We start from the raw sequence: 16,737 nt of genomic DNA on the forward strand, positions 1-16,737 counted from the left end.
ATAAACGCCATATTAAATGGTTACATAAACTTATATGGTTGCTAAATTATAAAAGTGCTTTAAAACAAGTTGTGCTTTATTACGTGGTTAGAGGATAATATCTTATTTTTCTGTATTTGTAAGTCAAATATGTCTACTTATTAAGTTGAGAAAACATAAAATTAAATGAATATTGTTTTTTGTCAATTTAGGCTCATATAAATTATTGAGTGGGAAAAGTAAAATGCTACATTAAATGGATAAAATAACTTATACATTTTAAAATATTTTGAAACAGGTTTTTTTGTATGATCTTATATAGGGCAACATTATTAGTTTAAGGTCTTAACTAATATTTGGATAAAGTACATTATGGTGTTTTTGATTCATAATTATAAAATAAATTAACAAATCGTATCTGATTTTATATCTACTATATCGTTTCAAAAACCCCAATTTGAATTTTTATTATTTATTGAACGAAAGCGTTATAAAAAAAGGATTTGTAATGTAGCCCCGATAGAAGCAAGTATCCTGCGCTTTTAGACGCAGATACTGCGTATAGCGGGAGAGAAAATGAACTGAATGACAATTTATTTGCTCCTAAAAAAAGAAAATTAATTTTAGGAACAGTTGCATATTTACCTTTGGTAAATTATTCAAAAATGTTCAATCACTTTTTCAAAAATTTAGTCCAACACTTTTTTCACTCTTTCAACGCTATCCAGTTTTGACAAGGTTAATCGAACGATGCTATCTTCGTCAGCTAATAGATTATGCGGAATATTAGCATCTAGGGCGATTAAATCTCCTGTTTTTAAAATCATTTTTTCGCCTTCGGCACCAAAAGTTATAGATCCTTGATGAATTTCTACAGTGATAGGAAATCCTGCTTTGTGTTCTTTCATTTCCTGACCTTTTCGAAACAAAATTCTGATTTCCTTTGCCGTTTCAGTTTCCATAAGTACCGTTATGGCAACTTTAGCTTCATTATATTCGATTTCTTTTCTTAGTGATGCTATTTTCATTATCAATATTTTTAGTAATTATTTTTTTAAGGACAATACAAAAGTTAAATTTTTAATGACTTTTCACGCGATTGTCACAGTTTTCAATTTTAATAAAGGTAGGTTTTTATAACAGTAAAGTAAAATAATTTGTGAATTAAATCTTTGTACCTTTGCAGTCGATAAAGTTAGAATTGACTAAGAATTTAAGAAAATGATTGAAATAGGAAAATACAATACGCTTACCATTTTACGTGATACTAAAGTAGGTTTGTTTTTAGGGAATCCTGAGCAAGATCCTGAGGGTATTCACGATATTTTATTACCCAATAAGTACGTACCTAATGATTTTGAAATAGGTGACGAGCTCATTGTTTTTGTGTATTTAGACCATGAAGAAAGACCTGTTGCTACTACGCTAGAACCTTATATTTTGCTTAATGAATTTGCTCTATTGCGTGTGAATTACACCAATCAAGTAGGTGCTTTTATGGATTGGGGAATGGAAAAAGATATATTAGTTCCGTTTAAAGAGCAGGCGCGTCCTATGGAAAAGGGAAAGCGTTATCTAGTTTATCTTTATATGGATGAAAAAACAAATCGCTTAGTTGCTTCAAGTAAAACGAATCAGTTTCTTAAAAATGAAGAGTTAACTGTTGAAAAAGGTGAAGAAGTTGATTTGATCGTTTCGCACATAACTGAAATTGGAATTAATGTAATAATTAACGAAAAGTACAAAGGATTAATGTACAAGGATGAAGTTTATGATGATGCCATTCGCACGGGAGACCGCATGCGAGGATACATTAAAACAATACGTCCCGATAATAAAATTGATGTCGCGCTACAAATTCAAGGTTATGAAAGTATTGAGCCCAATGCAGATAAAATATTAGAAGAGCTTAAAGCCAGTCGTGGATTTTTGAGACTAACTGATAATTCTCATCCTGAGGATATCAAAACGGTCCTAAAAATGAGTAAAAAAACTTTTAAAAAGGCTATTGGAGCTTTATACAGGGAAAAATTAATTGAAATCAAGGAAGACGGAATATACTTAGTTAAAGAATAGAAAAAAAGAAAGACTAATCGGGAAACGGTTAGTCTTTCTCTTTTCAATGCTGTTCTTTTAATTTTAAAATTTTACAGCATAAAATAATTTTAATGTTTTATGTCTTTTAATGTTTATACAGTCGCTTCTCTACTTTAATCTAAGTTCACAGTTAGCCGCTGGTTTTTATTATTTATTGAAAGAATATTTTCTAAAAATAATTTTACTAATGCCTCGCATTTGCAAGAGCAAGAAAAATAAATCTTTTTCTTTAACCGCAGGTGTTACTTATTACAATTTCGTAAGGTGGAAACTGATTTTATCATTAACTCTCCCTTTAACGTTTTTGAAATCTTAGGATTACTCATTACCGTACATAGAAGAGTGACAACATTTTTAAGTGTATTCAATACATTCTTTTTTTAGGTTAATAAATCAGTGTAAAGCCATCCGCTAAAAAATAAATAAAGTCTATTTATCTGATTAGCTTGAGTTAAAGTTATAAAATTAAGTGAACGACTACTGTTAAAAAAAATGTTTTTTATTGATATTTAACATTTTGAACTGTTTCATCAGAGAAGGATTACCACAAGGACTATGAATTAGAATAGATATACTGCAAAAAATAATTTATTTTTACGGTAAAATAATTTAACGCTATAAATATGGATTGGATTACTGCTAAAGAATATGAAGATATCACTTATAAAAAATGCAATGGCGTAGCTCGTATTGCTTTTAATAGGCCCGATGTGCGTAATGCTTTTCGTCCAAAAACAACAGCTGAACTTTACAATGCTTTTTGTGATGCTCAGGAGGACACTTCTATTGGCGTTGTTTTATTATCAGCTGAAGGGCCATCTTCGAAAGATGGTGTTTACTCTTTTTGTAGCGGTGGCGATCAAAACGCTCGAGGGCATCAAGGATATGTAGGTGATGATGGGCAACATCGATTAAATATTCTCGAGGTGCAACGCTTAATTCGCTTTATGCCGAAGGTTGTCATTGCCGTAGTTCCGGGTTGGGCTGTAGGCGGTGGCCATAGCTTGCATGTTGTATGTGATTTAACTTTAGCCAGCAAGGAACATGCTATTTTTAAACAAACAGACGCTGATGTTACTAGTTTTGACGGAGGATATGGTTCCGCTTATTTAGCTAAAATGGTAGGACAAAAAAAAGCAAGAGAAATATTTTTTCTAGGTCGGAATTACTCTGCTCAAGACGCGATGGATATGGGAATGGTCAATGCTGTGATTCCGCATGATGCGTTAGAGGATACAGCGTACGAATGGGCTCAGGAAATTTTACAAAAATCGCCAATGGCCATCAAGATGTTAAAATTTGCGATGAATCTTACTGATGATGGAATGGTAGGCCAACAAGTTTTTGCTGGCGAAGCAACACGACTAGCTTATATGACTGAAGAAGCAAAAGAGGGCAGAAATGCATTTTTAGAAAAAAGAAAACCAAATTTTGAGAAAAAATGGTTACCGTAAGTTAGTGAATAGTGAACAGCAATTAGTGTTTAGTCAAAATTGTAGAGATTGAAAAGTATTGATGTTACACAAATTTCTAAGATTAAGTTGGTACCGGATATAAAAAATTAGTGTCTTTGTGCCGTTATGGCAAAAAAAATAGTGTTTTGGGAAAATATCAAAATCTTGCAGTAGCACTATAAATAAAAATATTAAATGGAAAATTTTACAAACGAAACGATTGATACTACCCAACTTCCTAAATTTGAAGCAGTTATTTTTACGTCGCTTCATTCGAAGTATTTTACGGTGGTAATAATCAATTTAATTATAATTATTACAGTAATGATTATAGCTCCCCTTATGTTCTCCTTTTTTAGGCCTGAACTGTTTTCTGGGAGATTGTGGTTAATTTTAGGTGCTGTACTTCCAGTTTTATTTATTTGGATTGCAGTATTTTCAATTTTAGGCTATAAAAGAAAAGGTTTTGCGTTTAGAGAACACGATGTGTTATATAGAAGTGGAGTGATTGCAACTAATACAATTGTAATTCCTTATAATAGAGTTCAACACGTAGCTTTACACGAAGGATTAATTTCGCGTTATTTAGGTTTAGCCAAAGTAGAAATTTTTACTGCTGGCGCAAGTTCGAGTGATCTTCAAATACCAGGAATCGAAAAAGAACAAGCTGAAAATATTGAACAATTATTGATGGGTAAAATTCAAAAACAATTGTAATGAGTACTGATTTTAGCTTACCTCAAAGGCAATCTGTAGTTGGGATTTGGGTTTTGTTTTTTTATTCGCTGCAGCGTTATGCTAGGGCATTTTGGCCTATAATTTTAATTTACGCTTTTAGATTTAATCAAATTAATAAAATTTATTTGGTTCTTTCGTTAATTGCTTTATTTGTGGTGATTGGAATTATTTCTTACTTGAAATACCTAAATTTTACTTTTGCTTTGGATTCAGAAAACAAAGAATTTATAATTAATGAAGGTATTATCAATAAAACAAAGACTGCTATTCAGCTCAATAAAATTCAACAAGTAAATATCAATCAATCTTTCATCCAGCGCTTAATAGGTGTTTATGAACTTAATGTGGATACTGCTGGAAGCAATAAAAAAGAAGGAGCTATTAAAGCAATTTCACATGAATTAGCTTTAGAATTAAAATCACGCTTATTAGAAAATGAGTCTAAAGCGATTGGCGACGAAAACGATACAACAACATTTAAAGAGATTGCTAATGAACAGTCGGATTTTGCTGAACCTTTTTTAAGAATTAGTTTTCTAAGTCTGTTGAAAGTCGGTGTAACCTCTAATTATGGACGAAGTATTGCGTTGTTATTATTATTTTTCAGCACCATTTACGAGAACTTTTTAAAATTTGGAGATGATGATAACATTTATAAAGAGAAATTTGGAAATTATATTGATCAAAATCTAGTCTTGCAATCGATTTTATTTTTTATTTTTTGGCTAATTTTCATCGTTTTAATTGTTAATGTATTTAGAACTATTTTTAAATATTTCAATTATACTATCAAACAGCAAAAAGGATCACTATTGTTGTCATATGGTTTGATAAGCACTAAAAGCACCATTTTGAAACCAGAAAAAGTGCAAATTGTCGTTACTTCAAGAAATTTTTTCCAAAAAAAAATGGGAATATTGGAACTAAAGATTAAGCAAGCAACCAGCGGTGAAAAAGAACAAAAAGGTTCAGCAATTGATATTCCAGGATGCAGCACAGCAGAGGAAGAAGCGATTTTAAATTTGTTATTTCAAAAGATTCCTGCTAAAGGTTTAATGTTGAAACCTAATTGGCGAAAACTTATTTTTTCAATCTTTCTTACAATAGGATTACCTTTGTTTGCTTTTATTGTCATCGGAACTTATTTAGATTCTGCTGTATTTGAATATTTTTTTATTGTTCCAATTTATATTGTTTACATTGGATTGATTCAGTATTTTAAATACATAAACAATAGATTGTTTATTAATAATAATTTTATCATCAAACAAAGCGGTGCCTGGGATATTAGAAAAGAAATTATTGAACCGAGTAAAATTCAGGCAGTTTCAACGTCACAGCTTTTTTGGCACAAAAAATTAAATATAGGATCAATAACATTGCACACGGCTGGGGGAGATATCGCTTTTCAATTAGGCGATTACATTGTTTTGAAACAGTACATCAACAAATGGTTGTATGAAATTGAAACTTCAGATAGCAATTGGATGTAATTTAGAATAAGTAAGAGAGCGATTTTTCGTAAAACTAAAATATAAATAAAAAGAAATGAAACATTGGATTGAAGCAGCTCGATTGAGAACATTACCCTTATCGGTCTCGGGTATAATTGTGGGGAGTATGTATGCGTTGGCAAATCCAACAGAAAACATCTTGACACCGACTGAAGTTTTTAATTGGCGTCTTTTTGGTTTCGCAATTTTAACTACCTTAGGTTTACAAATATTATCAAATTTTGCAAATGATTACGGAGATGGGTTGAAAGGGACAGATAATGACGATAGAGTAGGTCCAAAACGAGCTATTCAGAGTGGAGTGATTTCTCCAAAAGATATGAAACGTGCTATAATTATAACGTCATTATTGACGTTGCTTTCTGCTATTTTATTAATTTATTATGCGTTTGCTGACACAAATATTTTTTACTCATTGTTCTTTTTAGTGCTTGGTATTTTAGCAATTATTTCAGCAATACGATATACAGTAGGTAATACTGCTTATGGATATAGGGGTTTTGGTGATTTATTTGTATTTATTTTTTTTGGTTTAGTCAGTACTTTAGGGGTTAACTTCTTATATTCAAAACAGTTGGACGCGATATTATTTTTGCCAGCTATTGCAATAGGATTGTTAAGTGTTGGTGTTTTAAATTTAAATAATATGCGAGACGAAGCCTCAGATAGAAAGTCTAACAAAAATACAATTGTTGTAAAAATTGGTGGAGCTAGAGCAAAAAAATATCATTATTTCCTCGTCACTTCAGCAATGTTTTTAATCGTTTTGTTTGCAATATTAAGTGATTTTCATTTTGATCAATATCTGTTTTTATTGGCTTATATTCCGTTAACTAAACATCTAGTTACCGTTAGTAATAATCAAGAGCCTAGATTGTTAGACCCTGAATTAAAAAAATTAGCGTTAAGCACATTTGCGCTTTCAATTTTACTAGCGCTCTGTATGATTTATTTCTTTTCGGATGTGGTTGTAAATGCAGTAATGGGAGGAAGATAAAATTTTATACAAAGCTTGTAAAATATCAAGAAAAATTAAGTCTTAGAAGTTTCGTTTGATTTTAGAGTAGTTCTTAAAAATTATTATAGCTAAGTTTTTGAAAAGAATTATAAAATAACTAAAATAAAAAAGTACAATAAAAAATCTGCGAATCTGAGGTGAGATTTTACAATTTAACTAAATCACGTTTTACTTTAAAAATTATAAATATGAAAATAACATTTTATGGTCACGCTTCATTAGGAATTGATGTTGGTGGCATGCACATATTAGTTGATCCTTACATCTCTGCTAATCCAAAAGCGGCGCATATTGACGTAGCTAATTTGAAAGCTGATTACATTTTGCTTACGCATGCGCACGGTGATCATATTCTTGATGTTGAGGCAATAGCTGGAAGAACTAATGCAGTAATTGTTTCCAATGCTGAAATTGCTGGTTATTATGCTGCAAAAGGTTTTCAATCACATCCCATGAATCATGGCGGTAGTTGGAATTTTGATTTTGGAAAAGTTAAGTATGTAAATGCCATTCATTCTAGTTCGTTTCCTGATGGAGGTTATGGAGGTAATCCTGGCGGTTTTGTTATTGAGGGCGAACATAAAAATATTTACATCGCTGGTGATACTGCTTTAACGATGGACATGAAGCTTATTCCGTTGCGTACAAAACTTGATTTGGCTATTCTGCCAATAGGCGATAACTTTACAATGGATGTTGAAGATGCAATTATTGCTTCTGATTTTGTAGAATGCGATAAAATCCTAGGTTATCATTTTGATACTTTTGGTTATATTGAAATTGATCACGAGGATTCGATACGTAAATTCTTTAATAAAGGAAAAGATTTAATGTTATTGAAAATAGGGGATTCGATTGAATTGTAATTTTTTTTGGAGCTATTCCAGCTATCCGTTTCAATATTTTTTAAAATTTTCAGCGCTTGATAGGCTGGAGGTTTTAAAAAAGGATTTCCACCTCAAACGGAGTTCACTGAACACCAAATAAATGAAATTGTAGTAAAGTAATCTGGGCTAAAAATCTCGTTAATTAACAACATGAAGATTAAAAAAGAATTTTTTCTATTAATTACAGCACTCACACTTCAGTCAGGATTTGCACAAAAAGATGGATACTGGGACAAGACAAGAGCAACAACTGCGGAAATTACTGTTTCTGCAAGAGATAGAATTATAATAAAGACGCAAGATTTTCCAGAAGGAACCACAGAAGTTGTTTTTAGAATTACACTATTAGACAAAAACCAGCAAATGGCAAGTAGTTTAGTGTCGGTTTTAAAAGCAATTCCAGATCCAACAGGAATTAGTCAAGGTTCAGCTGGTGCGGTTTTTATTTTATCAAAAATTTCTGGAGATGATAAATGTAAATATGCAATTTTTTCTAATGAAAATTTGGCTAATTCCTATAAAGAAAATGGAACAACAGAGAATGCTTGCTTCTTGCAAGATATTCCAGTAAGTAAAGATGCAAAGTTGCTTTCTGCGGATAAATCTTCTTGCATGAAATTAAACACTGGGAAATTATGGTTTGGTTTTGAAAGCAAAAACTGGATTATGAATCAAAAAGTCATTCTTGAAGTGGTACCCTGGGTGGATTACAAATTAAGTCGCGGTTGGAGTGTCGAAAATAAAAAATCCATTATCGATCAATGTAAAACATCAAACTTAGCTCAGAAAATGAGTAATTCTGATGATTTTTGCGTTTGCATTCTTGACAAGATTCAATCCAAGTATAGTTTTAAGGAATTTCAAAAATTATTAGCTGTAGAGCGTGCTAAAGCTTTCAAAGATTTTGGCGATAGTTGCTTTGGCGAAAGCAATCTTTCTAAGAGTATATATGATGATTTACGTAAACAAGCTTCAGTGCTTTCAAAAAGAGGAAAACAAGGTGAAGCTATTGCAAAGCTTACAACACTAATTAATGATGGTAAAGCAACTGCTCTCGATTATAATGATATTGGTGAAAATTATCTTTTTACAAAGCAATATGGTAAAGCGATTAAATTTCTTAGAGCTGGAGAGAAGTTAGATGAAACAGAGCTTTTAATTAAATTAAATTTGGCGCATGCCTACTTATTAAATGATAATTATTCAGCAGCAAAAGCAATTTATAAAGAATACCAATCTCAAAATGTAACAGATAGTTTAAGTTGGACTCAAAAAATAAAACTAGATTTTGCATTATTTAGAAAAGTTGGAATTCAAAGTAAAGATTTTGAGCGAGTTTTACGATTTTTAGATTGATAATTTATTTAGCTCTTACGTTGTATTTCTTCGCACAACTTCTTCGAAATAGAGTATGGATTCAGATCGAATTTTTTAAAACTATTTAAAACCATAATAGTTTTGAATAATTAATAGTATTTTCTATTTAATAAAAAAATTATGAAAGCAACGTATCATAAATATATTCTCAATTTCAAGCGTCCTTCTGGCACTTCTCGTGGGGTGATGAATGAAAAAGAAACTTGGTTTATTATTATAGAAAATAATAAAAAAAAAGGGATAGGCGAATGTGGGATCCTGCGCGGTTTGAGTATTGATGATCGACCTGATTATGAAGCAAAATTACAGTGGACTTGCGCTAATATTCATCTTGGTAAAGACGTGCTTTGGGATGATTTGCTAGAGTTTCCTTCGATTCAATTTGGAGTTGAAATGGCCTTTCAATCTTTAGCGAGTGAATCACCTTTTTTATTGTTCCCATCACAGTTTACAGCTGGTACAAAAGCGATGGAAATTAATGGTTTAGTTTGGATGGGAAATGAAGTTTTTATGAAGCAGCAAATTGAGGAAAAACTAGCTGAAGGTTTTCGTTGTATCAAACTTAAAATTGGAGCGATCGGCTTTGATGTAGAATTACAATTATTGCGTTTTATTCGTCGACATTTTACGGCTGAGCAAGTCGAAATTCGGGTTGATGCTAATGGAGCTTTTACCTTAGATTCAGCTTTAGATAAATTAATTCAATTATCTGAATTTGAATTACATAGCATTGAGCAGCCTATTGCTAAAAACAACACTGACAGTATGGCAGAGTTATGTAAAGTGAGTCCTTTTCCTATTGCTCTTGATGAAGAGTTAATTGGAATATTTAAGGAAGAGGAAAAGGAGAAATTATTAGTTAAAATCAAGCCCATATACATAATTTTAAAACCAAGTTTTATAGGTGGTTTTAAAGGTACGCAGCAATGGATTTCTTTGGCTGAAAAGCACAAAATAAAGTGGTGGATTACATCAGCTTTAGAGAGTAATATTGGGCTAAATGCAATATCGCAGTGGACCTATTTACAGCATAACTTAATGCCGCAAGGGTTAGGAACTGGCGGACTTTATACTAACAACTTCGACTGTCCTTTAGTTGTGTTGAATGGAGAATTGTGGTATAAAAAAGAGGTAAAATGGGATTTTGATTTTGGTTCACTTTAGGTTGAAAGATACCTTGTTAAGGAATCGAGTAGATTTTTAAATAAAGAATTATTAATTTGGTAATATGATAATAATTATCATATTTTATTGACTTGTAGCAGCGCAATAAGTCTTAACTTCATTAATATAATTTACTAAATTCTAAAATGAATATTAATTATTATTCTATAAAATGAAAACTGTATTTTAAATTTTAATCTGTCAAAGCTAATAAAAAAAGGATAGCTTTGTTGGCTATCCTTATAATTAAGTGTCAAGAATTCATAATAAACTAACTCTTATCATACTCACTTTCAATTTTCTTTTCAGTCTTTTTCGCAACGACGTTTGTTACTACAAATTGTAAAATAGTTCCTAAAATCCTTTTTACAGGACTGTGCGTAGATCCAATTAAAATCTTTTTAGTGATATAACCAGTTCCTAGTCCTATTAGATTACTTATAATATTACCTCTCAACTCAGTCGAACTAGACATGGTATTATATGCTTTTTTGATGAGATTTGTAGGTTTAAAACTATCGTATGTATAATAGTATTGTTCCTTTAACTGATCAAGTTGTCCAGCTTGTTGCAATTTTAACAATCGTATCGCTTCTTGTAAAGTTTCGGCGTGACTAATTTTTTTCATACTAATTCTTATTAAGCATTTTAACAATAATAAGATCGCGGATAGGAGTTTTTAAAAGTGAAACTCTAAATTTATATAGTATTATAACTAGAATTAAATAAAGACCTGATACAGCAAAAAAGCCATAATAAACTTTTCCTAAAAGCTCACCGATCCAAAAAGATAGTCCAATGTTTACTAACAAACAAACTACTACAAAAACAACAGAAACGATGATTTGAGAAAATAAAGACGATACTACATCTGCGGTTTTATCTACAGTTTGTAATTTCAATAGTTCTATGCTTGTCTTAGTATATTGTTCTGCTCTTTCGTAAAGCATTTCTATTGTTGATGTACTATCTTCCATACTATAAGTTTTAACTTATTTCTCTTCAAAAATTTATATTACAAAAATTTATATTCAAATAGCTTATTAGCTATTTTTAAATTCATTCTTCGCATCGTTGAATTGAGAATTACCTTCAGCGATTAAATCTTCACCTTGGCTTTTAACATTGTGCATTTTTGATTTTCCATCTGCAAGTAGATTTTCGCCCTCTTTCCAGATTTTTTCATACTTATCATTAATTGTTCCCAATAAAGTATCTAACTTATCTTTTAATTCGTCAGCGTAGTCATTACTTTTATCCATTATTTTTCTTCTTGTTTTGTCGCCTTTTTCAGGTGCATACAATACCCCTAATAACGCTCCAACAGCTACTCCACCTAGAACTCCTAATATTATTTTATCTGCTTTCATAATTTTTTATTTTATTGTTGTTTTTATATAATGCGATTAAACGCTTCTTCCAGATATTAATCTGAATAATATTGCAATAACTGCAATAACCAGAAGAACATGAATTATTGATCCTAGGCTAAAAGCGAAAAATCCGATCGCCCAAAAGATAACTAAAATAACTGCGATTGTATAAAGTAAATTTCCCATTTTGTTTGTTTTTTATGGTTATTAATATTTGTATTTGATTATTATTTTAAATTTTACTGCCTTGAATTAATCTAAAAATGATAGCGATGACAGCAATAACAAGTAATATATGAATGAATGTACCTGCACTATATGCAAAGAATCCTATTGCCCAAAATATCACTAATATCATTACAATTGTATATAGAAAATTGCCCATGATTTCTTGAATTTAATAATTTCTTTAGATTTAATTCAATCTTAAACCCACGTATACACTTAAAACGCTGTTTTTTGCATCAGAAGATAAAAAGGCATCTTGCTTACCTATTTTTGTTAATCCGTAGTTGTAACGAACTCCAAAATTTAAAGCATCTAAATCAACTCCAATTCCTCCAGCAACCCCTGCATCAAATTTATTGAAATCATTAGTATCTAACTCGCTTTGAGAAGATCCAAAATTTGAATCATTAGTTGTTTTTCCACTTACCATATAAGCGGCGTATGGTCCAGCATGAATATTAAAATTTTCAGTAAGATTTACAACCAGTAATACTGGTACTTCAATATAGTTAGTTTTAAATTTTGCTGTTCCATTTGCAAATGCATTGTTATAAACTAATTCAGCTCCTTTTGTAGTGTAACTGATTTCAGGTTGTATAGCGATGCTATTTGTAATTGGTAGCTTTGCGTAAAATCCTGCATTGAATCCTGTTAATACATTATTATCATCAACATTATCTGTATAAAGATTAGAGAAGTTAAGTCCTCCTTTAAAACCATAAGAAGCTATTTTATCCTGAGCTTGAACTCCAGTAAAAGCAGCGATGGTTGTTAAAACTGTTGCGAAAATTAAACTTTTAGTACCTTTCATTTTTTTTAATTTATTAGATTATTTATTATACAAATATCTGGATCTTACATAGGGTTTTTGTTACAAGACTTTTTTATAATTTTATAAGATTCACACGTTATTTTAATATTGTAATTAATTTTTAATTGCAGCGCCGTTTAAATCCGTAAATAATAAAAAAGGTAAATCTGTTACGATTTACCTTTTTTGAATTTTAATTATTCTTAACTGTAAAGTTTTTAAAGGACTGTCCTAAATCTTCCATATCACGATTGTATTCCTCTTTAAAAGTTTCCCAATCATCACTGGCGCTATTTTTATAAGCGTTTACCTTATCTTTTATTTCCCTGTTTCTTACTTCAAGCTCCTCTATTTTTTTTGTATACTCTGCATCCATTGTTTTACCTGATTTCTTCATTTGCATTTTTAAGTCAGAGATGCGATTTTCATTCTTAGCTATAGCGGCATTAGTGCTTTCTTTAAATTCTTTCCATTCTTGTTCAGTTGCGGCCTTTCTAGCATCTGATAGTTCAGCTTTTGCTTCGTCAAGATCAGCTCTTGCATCTTCTACTCCTTCTCTTGCATCAAGTTCTTGTTTTGTTGAATCCTTACACCCCATTAGCGCTGTAGTAGAAATCAAGGCGACTAATGCTAAATTTAAAATTGATCTTTTCATGATTTTTATTTTTTGAGTTATTAAATTGATTATTTATTTTTAATTATATCCAAGTTGCTTTGTTCTTTAATCCACTTGCCAGGTAGCGACCTTCTTGCGAAAAGATAAATTTGTCGGGTTATCTTATTATTTTTAGAAAACAATCATGTAAATTTCTGAGGTAACCTCTCTACTAGTACTTATGTTTTTTCATTTTAAAAATTAAATTGTCACTTACTAATTGATATTTTTACTTTTGTCAACTTTTAATGTTGAGGGCTAAACTGGCAACAAATATCTTTTGTCAACATTAATAGCTAAATTCAAAATTTAAAAATATATACTTTTAAAATTTAATGATTTATACTTATTCATGCTTTATTCCATATTTTACAATGATATTTTTCAGTGAATGCGAGTAGTCAGTTAACACTTTAATATTGATTGCTGGACTATCTTCAATAGGAATTGTAAGCGGTAATTCGTCTAAGTATTTAATAAGTTCTGGATACTCATTACGTATCATTGTAGTAGTCTCTAAAATTTCCTGATTTAATTCTTTCTCTGTTTTCATAATGATATATTATTTATTTCTGTTTACTTATGTTTTTACCGTAATGATAATTTTATTTGAGATTGGAAGAGATCTTTCTCTTTAGCTATTTTTTATTTAAATTATGATATCTGATAAGGTATTGCTAGCACTACTAACTAATATTAAAATTTCACTTATGCTAAATGGTTTAGAAAAGCACTCATTTAATTTATAACGAATCATTTTCAATATCAATTTTTAGCTCTTTTTTCATCTGAGCTTCTTCTAAATCATCTAGTTCATCTTGCTTTTTTTCTTCTTCCCTCTTTTTTTTCTTGAAGTACCCGCGCAGAAGGAAATTATTTTTTGCAGCTTCTATAACTTCATTCATTCCTTTAGTAGCAGTTTTTACATTATTCAAAGAGGAGTCAATCACTTTACCCATCCTTTCATCACTTACTAATTTTGAGAGTGCTCCTTTACCATTGTTCATTTTTGCAGTGAATTTTTTAAATTCATCTGTACTATTTTCTAAGTTCAAAACTGTATTTTTTATACTGTTACCAAATTGCTCATCAGAAACTAATTTTGATAATGCACCGTTTCCGTTATTCATATTGTAGCTAAAAGTAGCTAATTCAGTTGAAATTATAGCTGCGTTATCGACACTTTTCTTAACGCTGACCATCAAGTCATCCATTTCAATAGCATCCTTTGAAGCAATTTCGTCATTATCTTTTACAATAGTATTTGATCCTTTTCCTGCCGAAACGGTTAAGACTTTATCGCCCATTAATCCGTCAGAACTAATACTTGCAATCGCATCCTTTTTAATATATTTTCGAACCTCGTCTCTTATTACAAGTTTTATAACAACTGCTGAGTCATTTAAAAATTCTATTCCATCAACTGTTCCGATATTTATTCCTGCTAAACGTACATTATTGCCAACTTCAAGACCATTAACTGATCTGAATTCCGAATACAATTCAAATGTAGATCCAAAAAGATTTTTTTGTTTTCCAACAAAATATATTGTTCCTATAAATAATACCAAACCGATAATTACAAACATTCCTAGTTTCCATTGATATCCCGTTTCTTGTTTCATTTTTTTATTATTTAAAATTTAGAGAAAAAAAGAGCGAACCCATTTATCATCAGTTTTTTCTAATTCATCGTATGTACCTTCGGCATAAATTATTCCATCCCTTAATATCATCAAACGGTTACTTGTAAATTTGGCACAAGCCATATCATGCGTGATTATAATGGATGTAGTCTTATACTTTTTTTGAATTTCTACAACTAATTCGCTTATTTCTCTTGAGGTGATTGTATCGAGTCCTGTTGTTGGTTCATCATATAATATAATCTCTGGTTTAAGAATCAAAGTACGTGCGAGACCAATTCTCTTGCGCATACCGCCTGACAATTCTGATGGCATTTTATCAATAGCCTCTGCTAAACCAACGCTTTCCAATATTTCTCCTATTTGTTGCTCTACCTCATCATTTGATAGATCTTTTTCATGTCTCTTTAATGTAAATCCTAAATTATCCCTTACGCTCATTGAATCGTATAAAGCAGCATTTTGGAATAGAAAGCCAATGCGAACTCTTGTTTTATTTAATTCATCAGTATCGACTTTTGTTATATCAGTACCAAAAACATTAATCTCCCCTTCATCAACTTCAATTAGTCCTACAATACATTTTATAGTTATAGATTTTCCCGATCCTGACTTACCTAAAATTACTAAATTCTCTCCCTTTTTGACAGTAAGATTAACTCCTTTTAGAACTTTATTCTTTCCAAAAGCTTTATGAAGATCTTTGATTACTATAACAGGAACATCCGATTTTTCAGCATCATTATTTTGATGTTGCATAATTACATTCTCCATATCATAAAAATAAATCAGTTAATTGTACTGCAATCATGTCAATAATAAAAATGCTTAATGAGGCGGTTACTACTGCCGAGTTTGCCGCTTTTCCTACGCTTTCAGTTCCATTAGCTGCATTGAATCCTTTATAACAACCGATCATTCCAATAAAAAATCCAAAGAAAAAGGTTTTTATGGTAGCTGGGAAAATATCTACAAACTTTAACGATTCCAGAACTTCAGCTAAATAACGATATAAACCAACTTCACTGTGAATATTAATACCCATGTATCCTCCTAAGATTCCAATTGCATCAGCATAAAACACAAGTAATGGGATCATTAATGTAGTGGCCAGTATTCTTGTAACTACTAAATATTTAAAGGGATTTATAGCAGAAACCTCCATAGCATCAATTTGTTCGGTAACTTTCATTGAGCCTAATTCTGCGCCAATTCCTGATGAAACTTTACCTGCGCAAATTAATGCTGTAATTACAGGAGCAATTTCACGAATAAGAGACAAAGCTACCATACTAGGAAGCCATGACTCAGCGCCAAACTTCGCTAAGGTCGGTCTTGATTGCAATGTAAGTACTAAACCCATAATGAAACCTGTGATAGTTACTAATGGTAGCGATTTATATCCTATACTGTAACACTGTCTAATAAATTCCTTCATTTCGTAAGGAGGTCTAATCACTTCTTTAAAAAAACGGATCGAAAATGAAGTTGTTTTTCCAACGTCTTCGCATACCTCCTTAAAGTACTGAATCAGATCTTCTTTTTTTTTAGTAAGTACTGTATTCATTTAAAAATTGATATTAAATTAACCAGTTAGGTGTAATTAGTTTTTGATGGTGATTTTTCGTCAGTTCGAGTATTTTTCACACCGTTTTACTCCACAAAAAATACTCGAACTGACGTTTTGAATAATTACGCCCAACGAGTATTAAATTAGTTTTTTAAAACTCGATATTTACACTTACTTACTGATTTTGAGCTGCTATTATTTATGTTGTAACCGCTGTGATTAATCA

The 16,737-nt window shown here is 31.0% G+C and carries 20 protein-coding genes; 8 read left to right on the plus strand and 12 right to left on the minus strand.

Annotated elements, in window-relative coordinates; genetic code table 11:
• Positions 1–668: 668 nt before the first annotated feature.
• Positions 669–1,007: a cupin domain-containing protein gene (locus BUA99_RS13490; RefSeq protein WP_072993420.1), complete on the minus strand. Its 339-nt coding sequence runs from the start codon at positions 1,005–1,007 to the stop codon at positions 669–671.
• 193 nt (positions 1,008–1,200) lie between these two features.
• On the opposite strand from BUA99_RS13490, the gene BUA99_RS13495 reads away from it, so the two are divergent.
• From BUA99_RS13495 to BUA99_RS13530, 8 genes are all read left to right on the plus strand, one after another.
• Positions 1,201–2,055 carry a CvfB family protein gene (locus tag BUA99_RS13495; RefSeq protein WP_072993423.1) on the plus strand — a complete coding sequence of 285 codons (855 nt, stop codon included), beginning with the start codon at positions 1,201–1,203 and terminating at the stop codon, positions 2,053–2,055.
• Positions 2,056–2,699: 644 nt separating this feature from the next.
• Positions 2,700–3,530 (plus strand): 1,4-dihydroxy-2-naphthoyl-CoA synthase, encoded by an 831-nt coding sequence (locus BUA99_RS13500; protein ID WP_072993426.1) that lies wholly within the window; start codon positions 2,700–2,702, stop codon positions 3,528–3,530.
• A gap of 195 nt (positions 3,531–3,725) precedes the next feature.
• The gene (locus BUA99_RS13505) at positions 3,726–4,247 is read left to right on the plus strand and encodes a PH domain-containing protein (protein WP_072993429.1); all 522 of its coding nucleotides are present in this window, start codon (positions 3,726–3,728) and stop codon (positions 4,245–4,247) included.
• Positions 4,247–5,761 carry a PH domain-containing protein gene (locus tag BUA99_RS13510; protein ID WP_072993432.1) on the plus strand — a complete coding sequence of 505 codons (1,515 nt, stop codon included), beginning with the start codon at positions 4,247–4,249 and terminating at the stop codon, positions 5,759–5,761. The genes BUA99_RS13505 and BUA99_RS13510 overlap by 1 nt, the downstream gene beginning before the upstream one ends.
• Before the next feature lie 55 nt (positions 5,762–5,816).
• On the plus strand, positions 5,817–6,779 hold the full coding sequence (menA, locus tag BUA99_RS13515; RefSeq protein WP_072993435.1) for a 1,4-dihydroxy-2-naphthoate octaprenyltransferase: 963 nt from the start codon (positions 5,817–5,819) through the stop codon (positions 6,777–6,779).
• 209 nt (positions 6,780–6,988) lie between these two features.
• Positions 6,989–7,666 carry a metal-dependent hydrolase gene (locus tag BUA99_RS13520; RefSeq protein WP_072993438.1) on the plus strand — a complete coding sequence of 226 codons (678 nt, stop codon included), beginning with the start codon at positions 6,989–6,991 and terminating at the stop codon, positions 7,664–7,666.
• A 171-nt stretch (positions 7,667–7,837) separates the two neighbouring features.
• Entirely contained in the window at positions 7,838–9,043 is a 1,206-nt protein-coding gene (locus BUA99_RS13525; protein ID WP_072993441.1) for a tetratricopeptide repeat protein, read from the plus strand.
• Between the two features lie 141 nt (positions 9,044–9,184).
• Positions 9,185–10,228: an o-succinylbenzoate synthase gene (locus tag BUA99_RS13530; RefSeq protein WP_072993444.1), complete on the plus strand. Its 1,044-nt coding sequence runs from the start codon at positions 9,185–9,187 to the stop codon at positions 10,226–10,228.
• A 271-nt stretch (positions 10,229–10,499) separates the two neighbouring features.
• Here BUA99_RS13530 and BUA99_RS13535 read toward each other — a convergent pair whose 3' ends face one another.
• From BUA99_RS13535 to BUA99_RS13575, 11 genes are all read right to left on the minus strand, one after another.
• Positions 10,500–10,856: a hypothetical protein gene (locus BUA99_RS13535; RefSeq protein WP_072993446.1), complete on the minus strand. Its 357-nt coding sequence runs from the start codon at positions 10,854–10,856 to the stop codon at positions 10,500–10,502.
• Between the two features lies 1 nt (position 10,857).
• A complete protein-coding gene (locus tag BUA99_RS13540; RefSeq protein ID WP_072993449.1) occupies positions 10,858–11,205 on the minus strand; it encodes a hypothetical protein in 348 nt (115 codons plus the stop codon).
• A 66-nt stretch (positions 11,206–11,271) separates the two neighbouring features.
• Positions 11,272–11,598 carry a YtxH domain-containing protein gene (locus BUA99_RS13545; protein ID WP_072993452.1) on the minus strand — a complete coding sequence of 109 codons (327 nt, stop codon included), beginning with the start codon at positions 11,596–11,598 and terminating at the stop codon, positions 11,272–11,274.
• 36 nt (positions 11,599–11,634) lie between these two features.
• Complete coding sequence (locus BUA99_RS15025; RefSeq protein WP_139257287.1) at positions 11,635–11,787, minus strand: lmo0937 family membrane protein; 153 nt, start codon at positions 11,785–11,787, stop codon at positions 11,635–11,637.
• A 46-nt stretch (positions 11,788–11,833) separates the two neighbouring features.
• The gene (locus tag BUA99_RS15030) at positions 11,834–11,986 is read right to left on the minus strand and encodes a lmo0937 family membrane protein (RefSeq protein ID WP_143151777.1); all 153 of its coding nucleotides are present in this window, start codon (positions 11,984–11,986) and stop codon (positions 11,834–11,836) included.
• Between the two features lie 30 nt (positions 11,987–12,016).
• The gene (locus tag BUA99_RS13550; protein WP_072993455.1) at positions 12,017–12,640 is read right to left on the minus strand and encodes a porin family protein; all 624 of its coding nucleotides are present in this window, start codon (positions 12,638–12,640) and stop codon (positions 12,017–12,019) included.
• 193 nt (positions 12,641–12,833) lie between these two features.
• On the minus strand, positions 12,834–13,295 hold the full coding sequence (locus BUA99_RS13555) for a sll1863 family stress response protein (RefSeq protein WP_072993458.1): 462 nt from the start codon (positions 13,293–13,295) through the stop codon (positions 12,834–12,836).
• Positions 13,296–13,641: 346 nt separating this feature from the next.
• Positions 13,642–13,848: a hypothetical protein gene (locus BUA99_RS13560; RefSeq protein WP_072993461.1), complete on the minus strand. Its 207-nt coding sequence runs from the start codon at positions 13,846–13,848 to the stop codon at positions 13,642–13,644.
• 190 nt (positions 13,849–14,038) lie between these two features.
• A complete protein-coding gene (locus tag BUA99_RS13565; protein ID WP_072993463.1) occupies positions 14,039–14,920 on the minus strand; it encodes an MlaD family protein in 882 nt (293 codons plus the stop codon).
• Positions 14,921–14,938: 18 nt separating this feature from the next.
• Positions 14,939–15,715: an ABC transporter ATP-binding protein gene (locus tag BUA99_RS13570; RefSeq protein ID WP_072993466.1), complete on the minus strand. Its 777-nt coding sequence runs from the start codon at positions 15,713–15,715 to the stop codon at positions 14,939–14,941.
• A 1-nt stretch (position 15,716) separates the two neighbouring features.
• A complete protein-coding gene (locus BUA99_RS13575) occupies positions 15,717–16,508 on the minus strand; it encodes an MlaE family ABC transporter permease (RefSeq protein WP_084673562.1) in 792 nt (263 codons plus the stop codon).
• Positions 16,509–16,737: the final 229 nt, after the last annotated feature.

This window comes from Flavobacterium segetis (genome assembly GCF_900129575.1).
In the GTDB taxonomy this organism is placed as follows: domain Bacteria; phylum Bacteroidota; class Bacteroidia; order Flavobacteriales; family Flavobacteriaceae; genus Flavobacterium; species Flavobacterium segetis.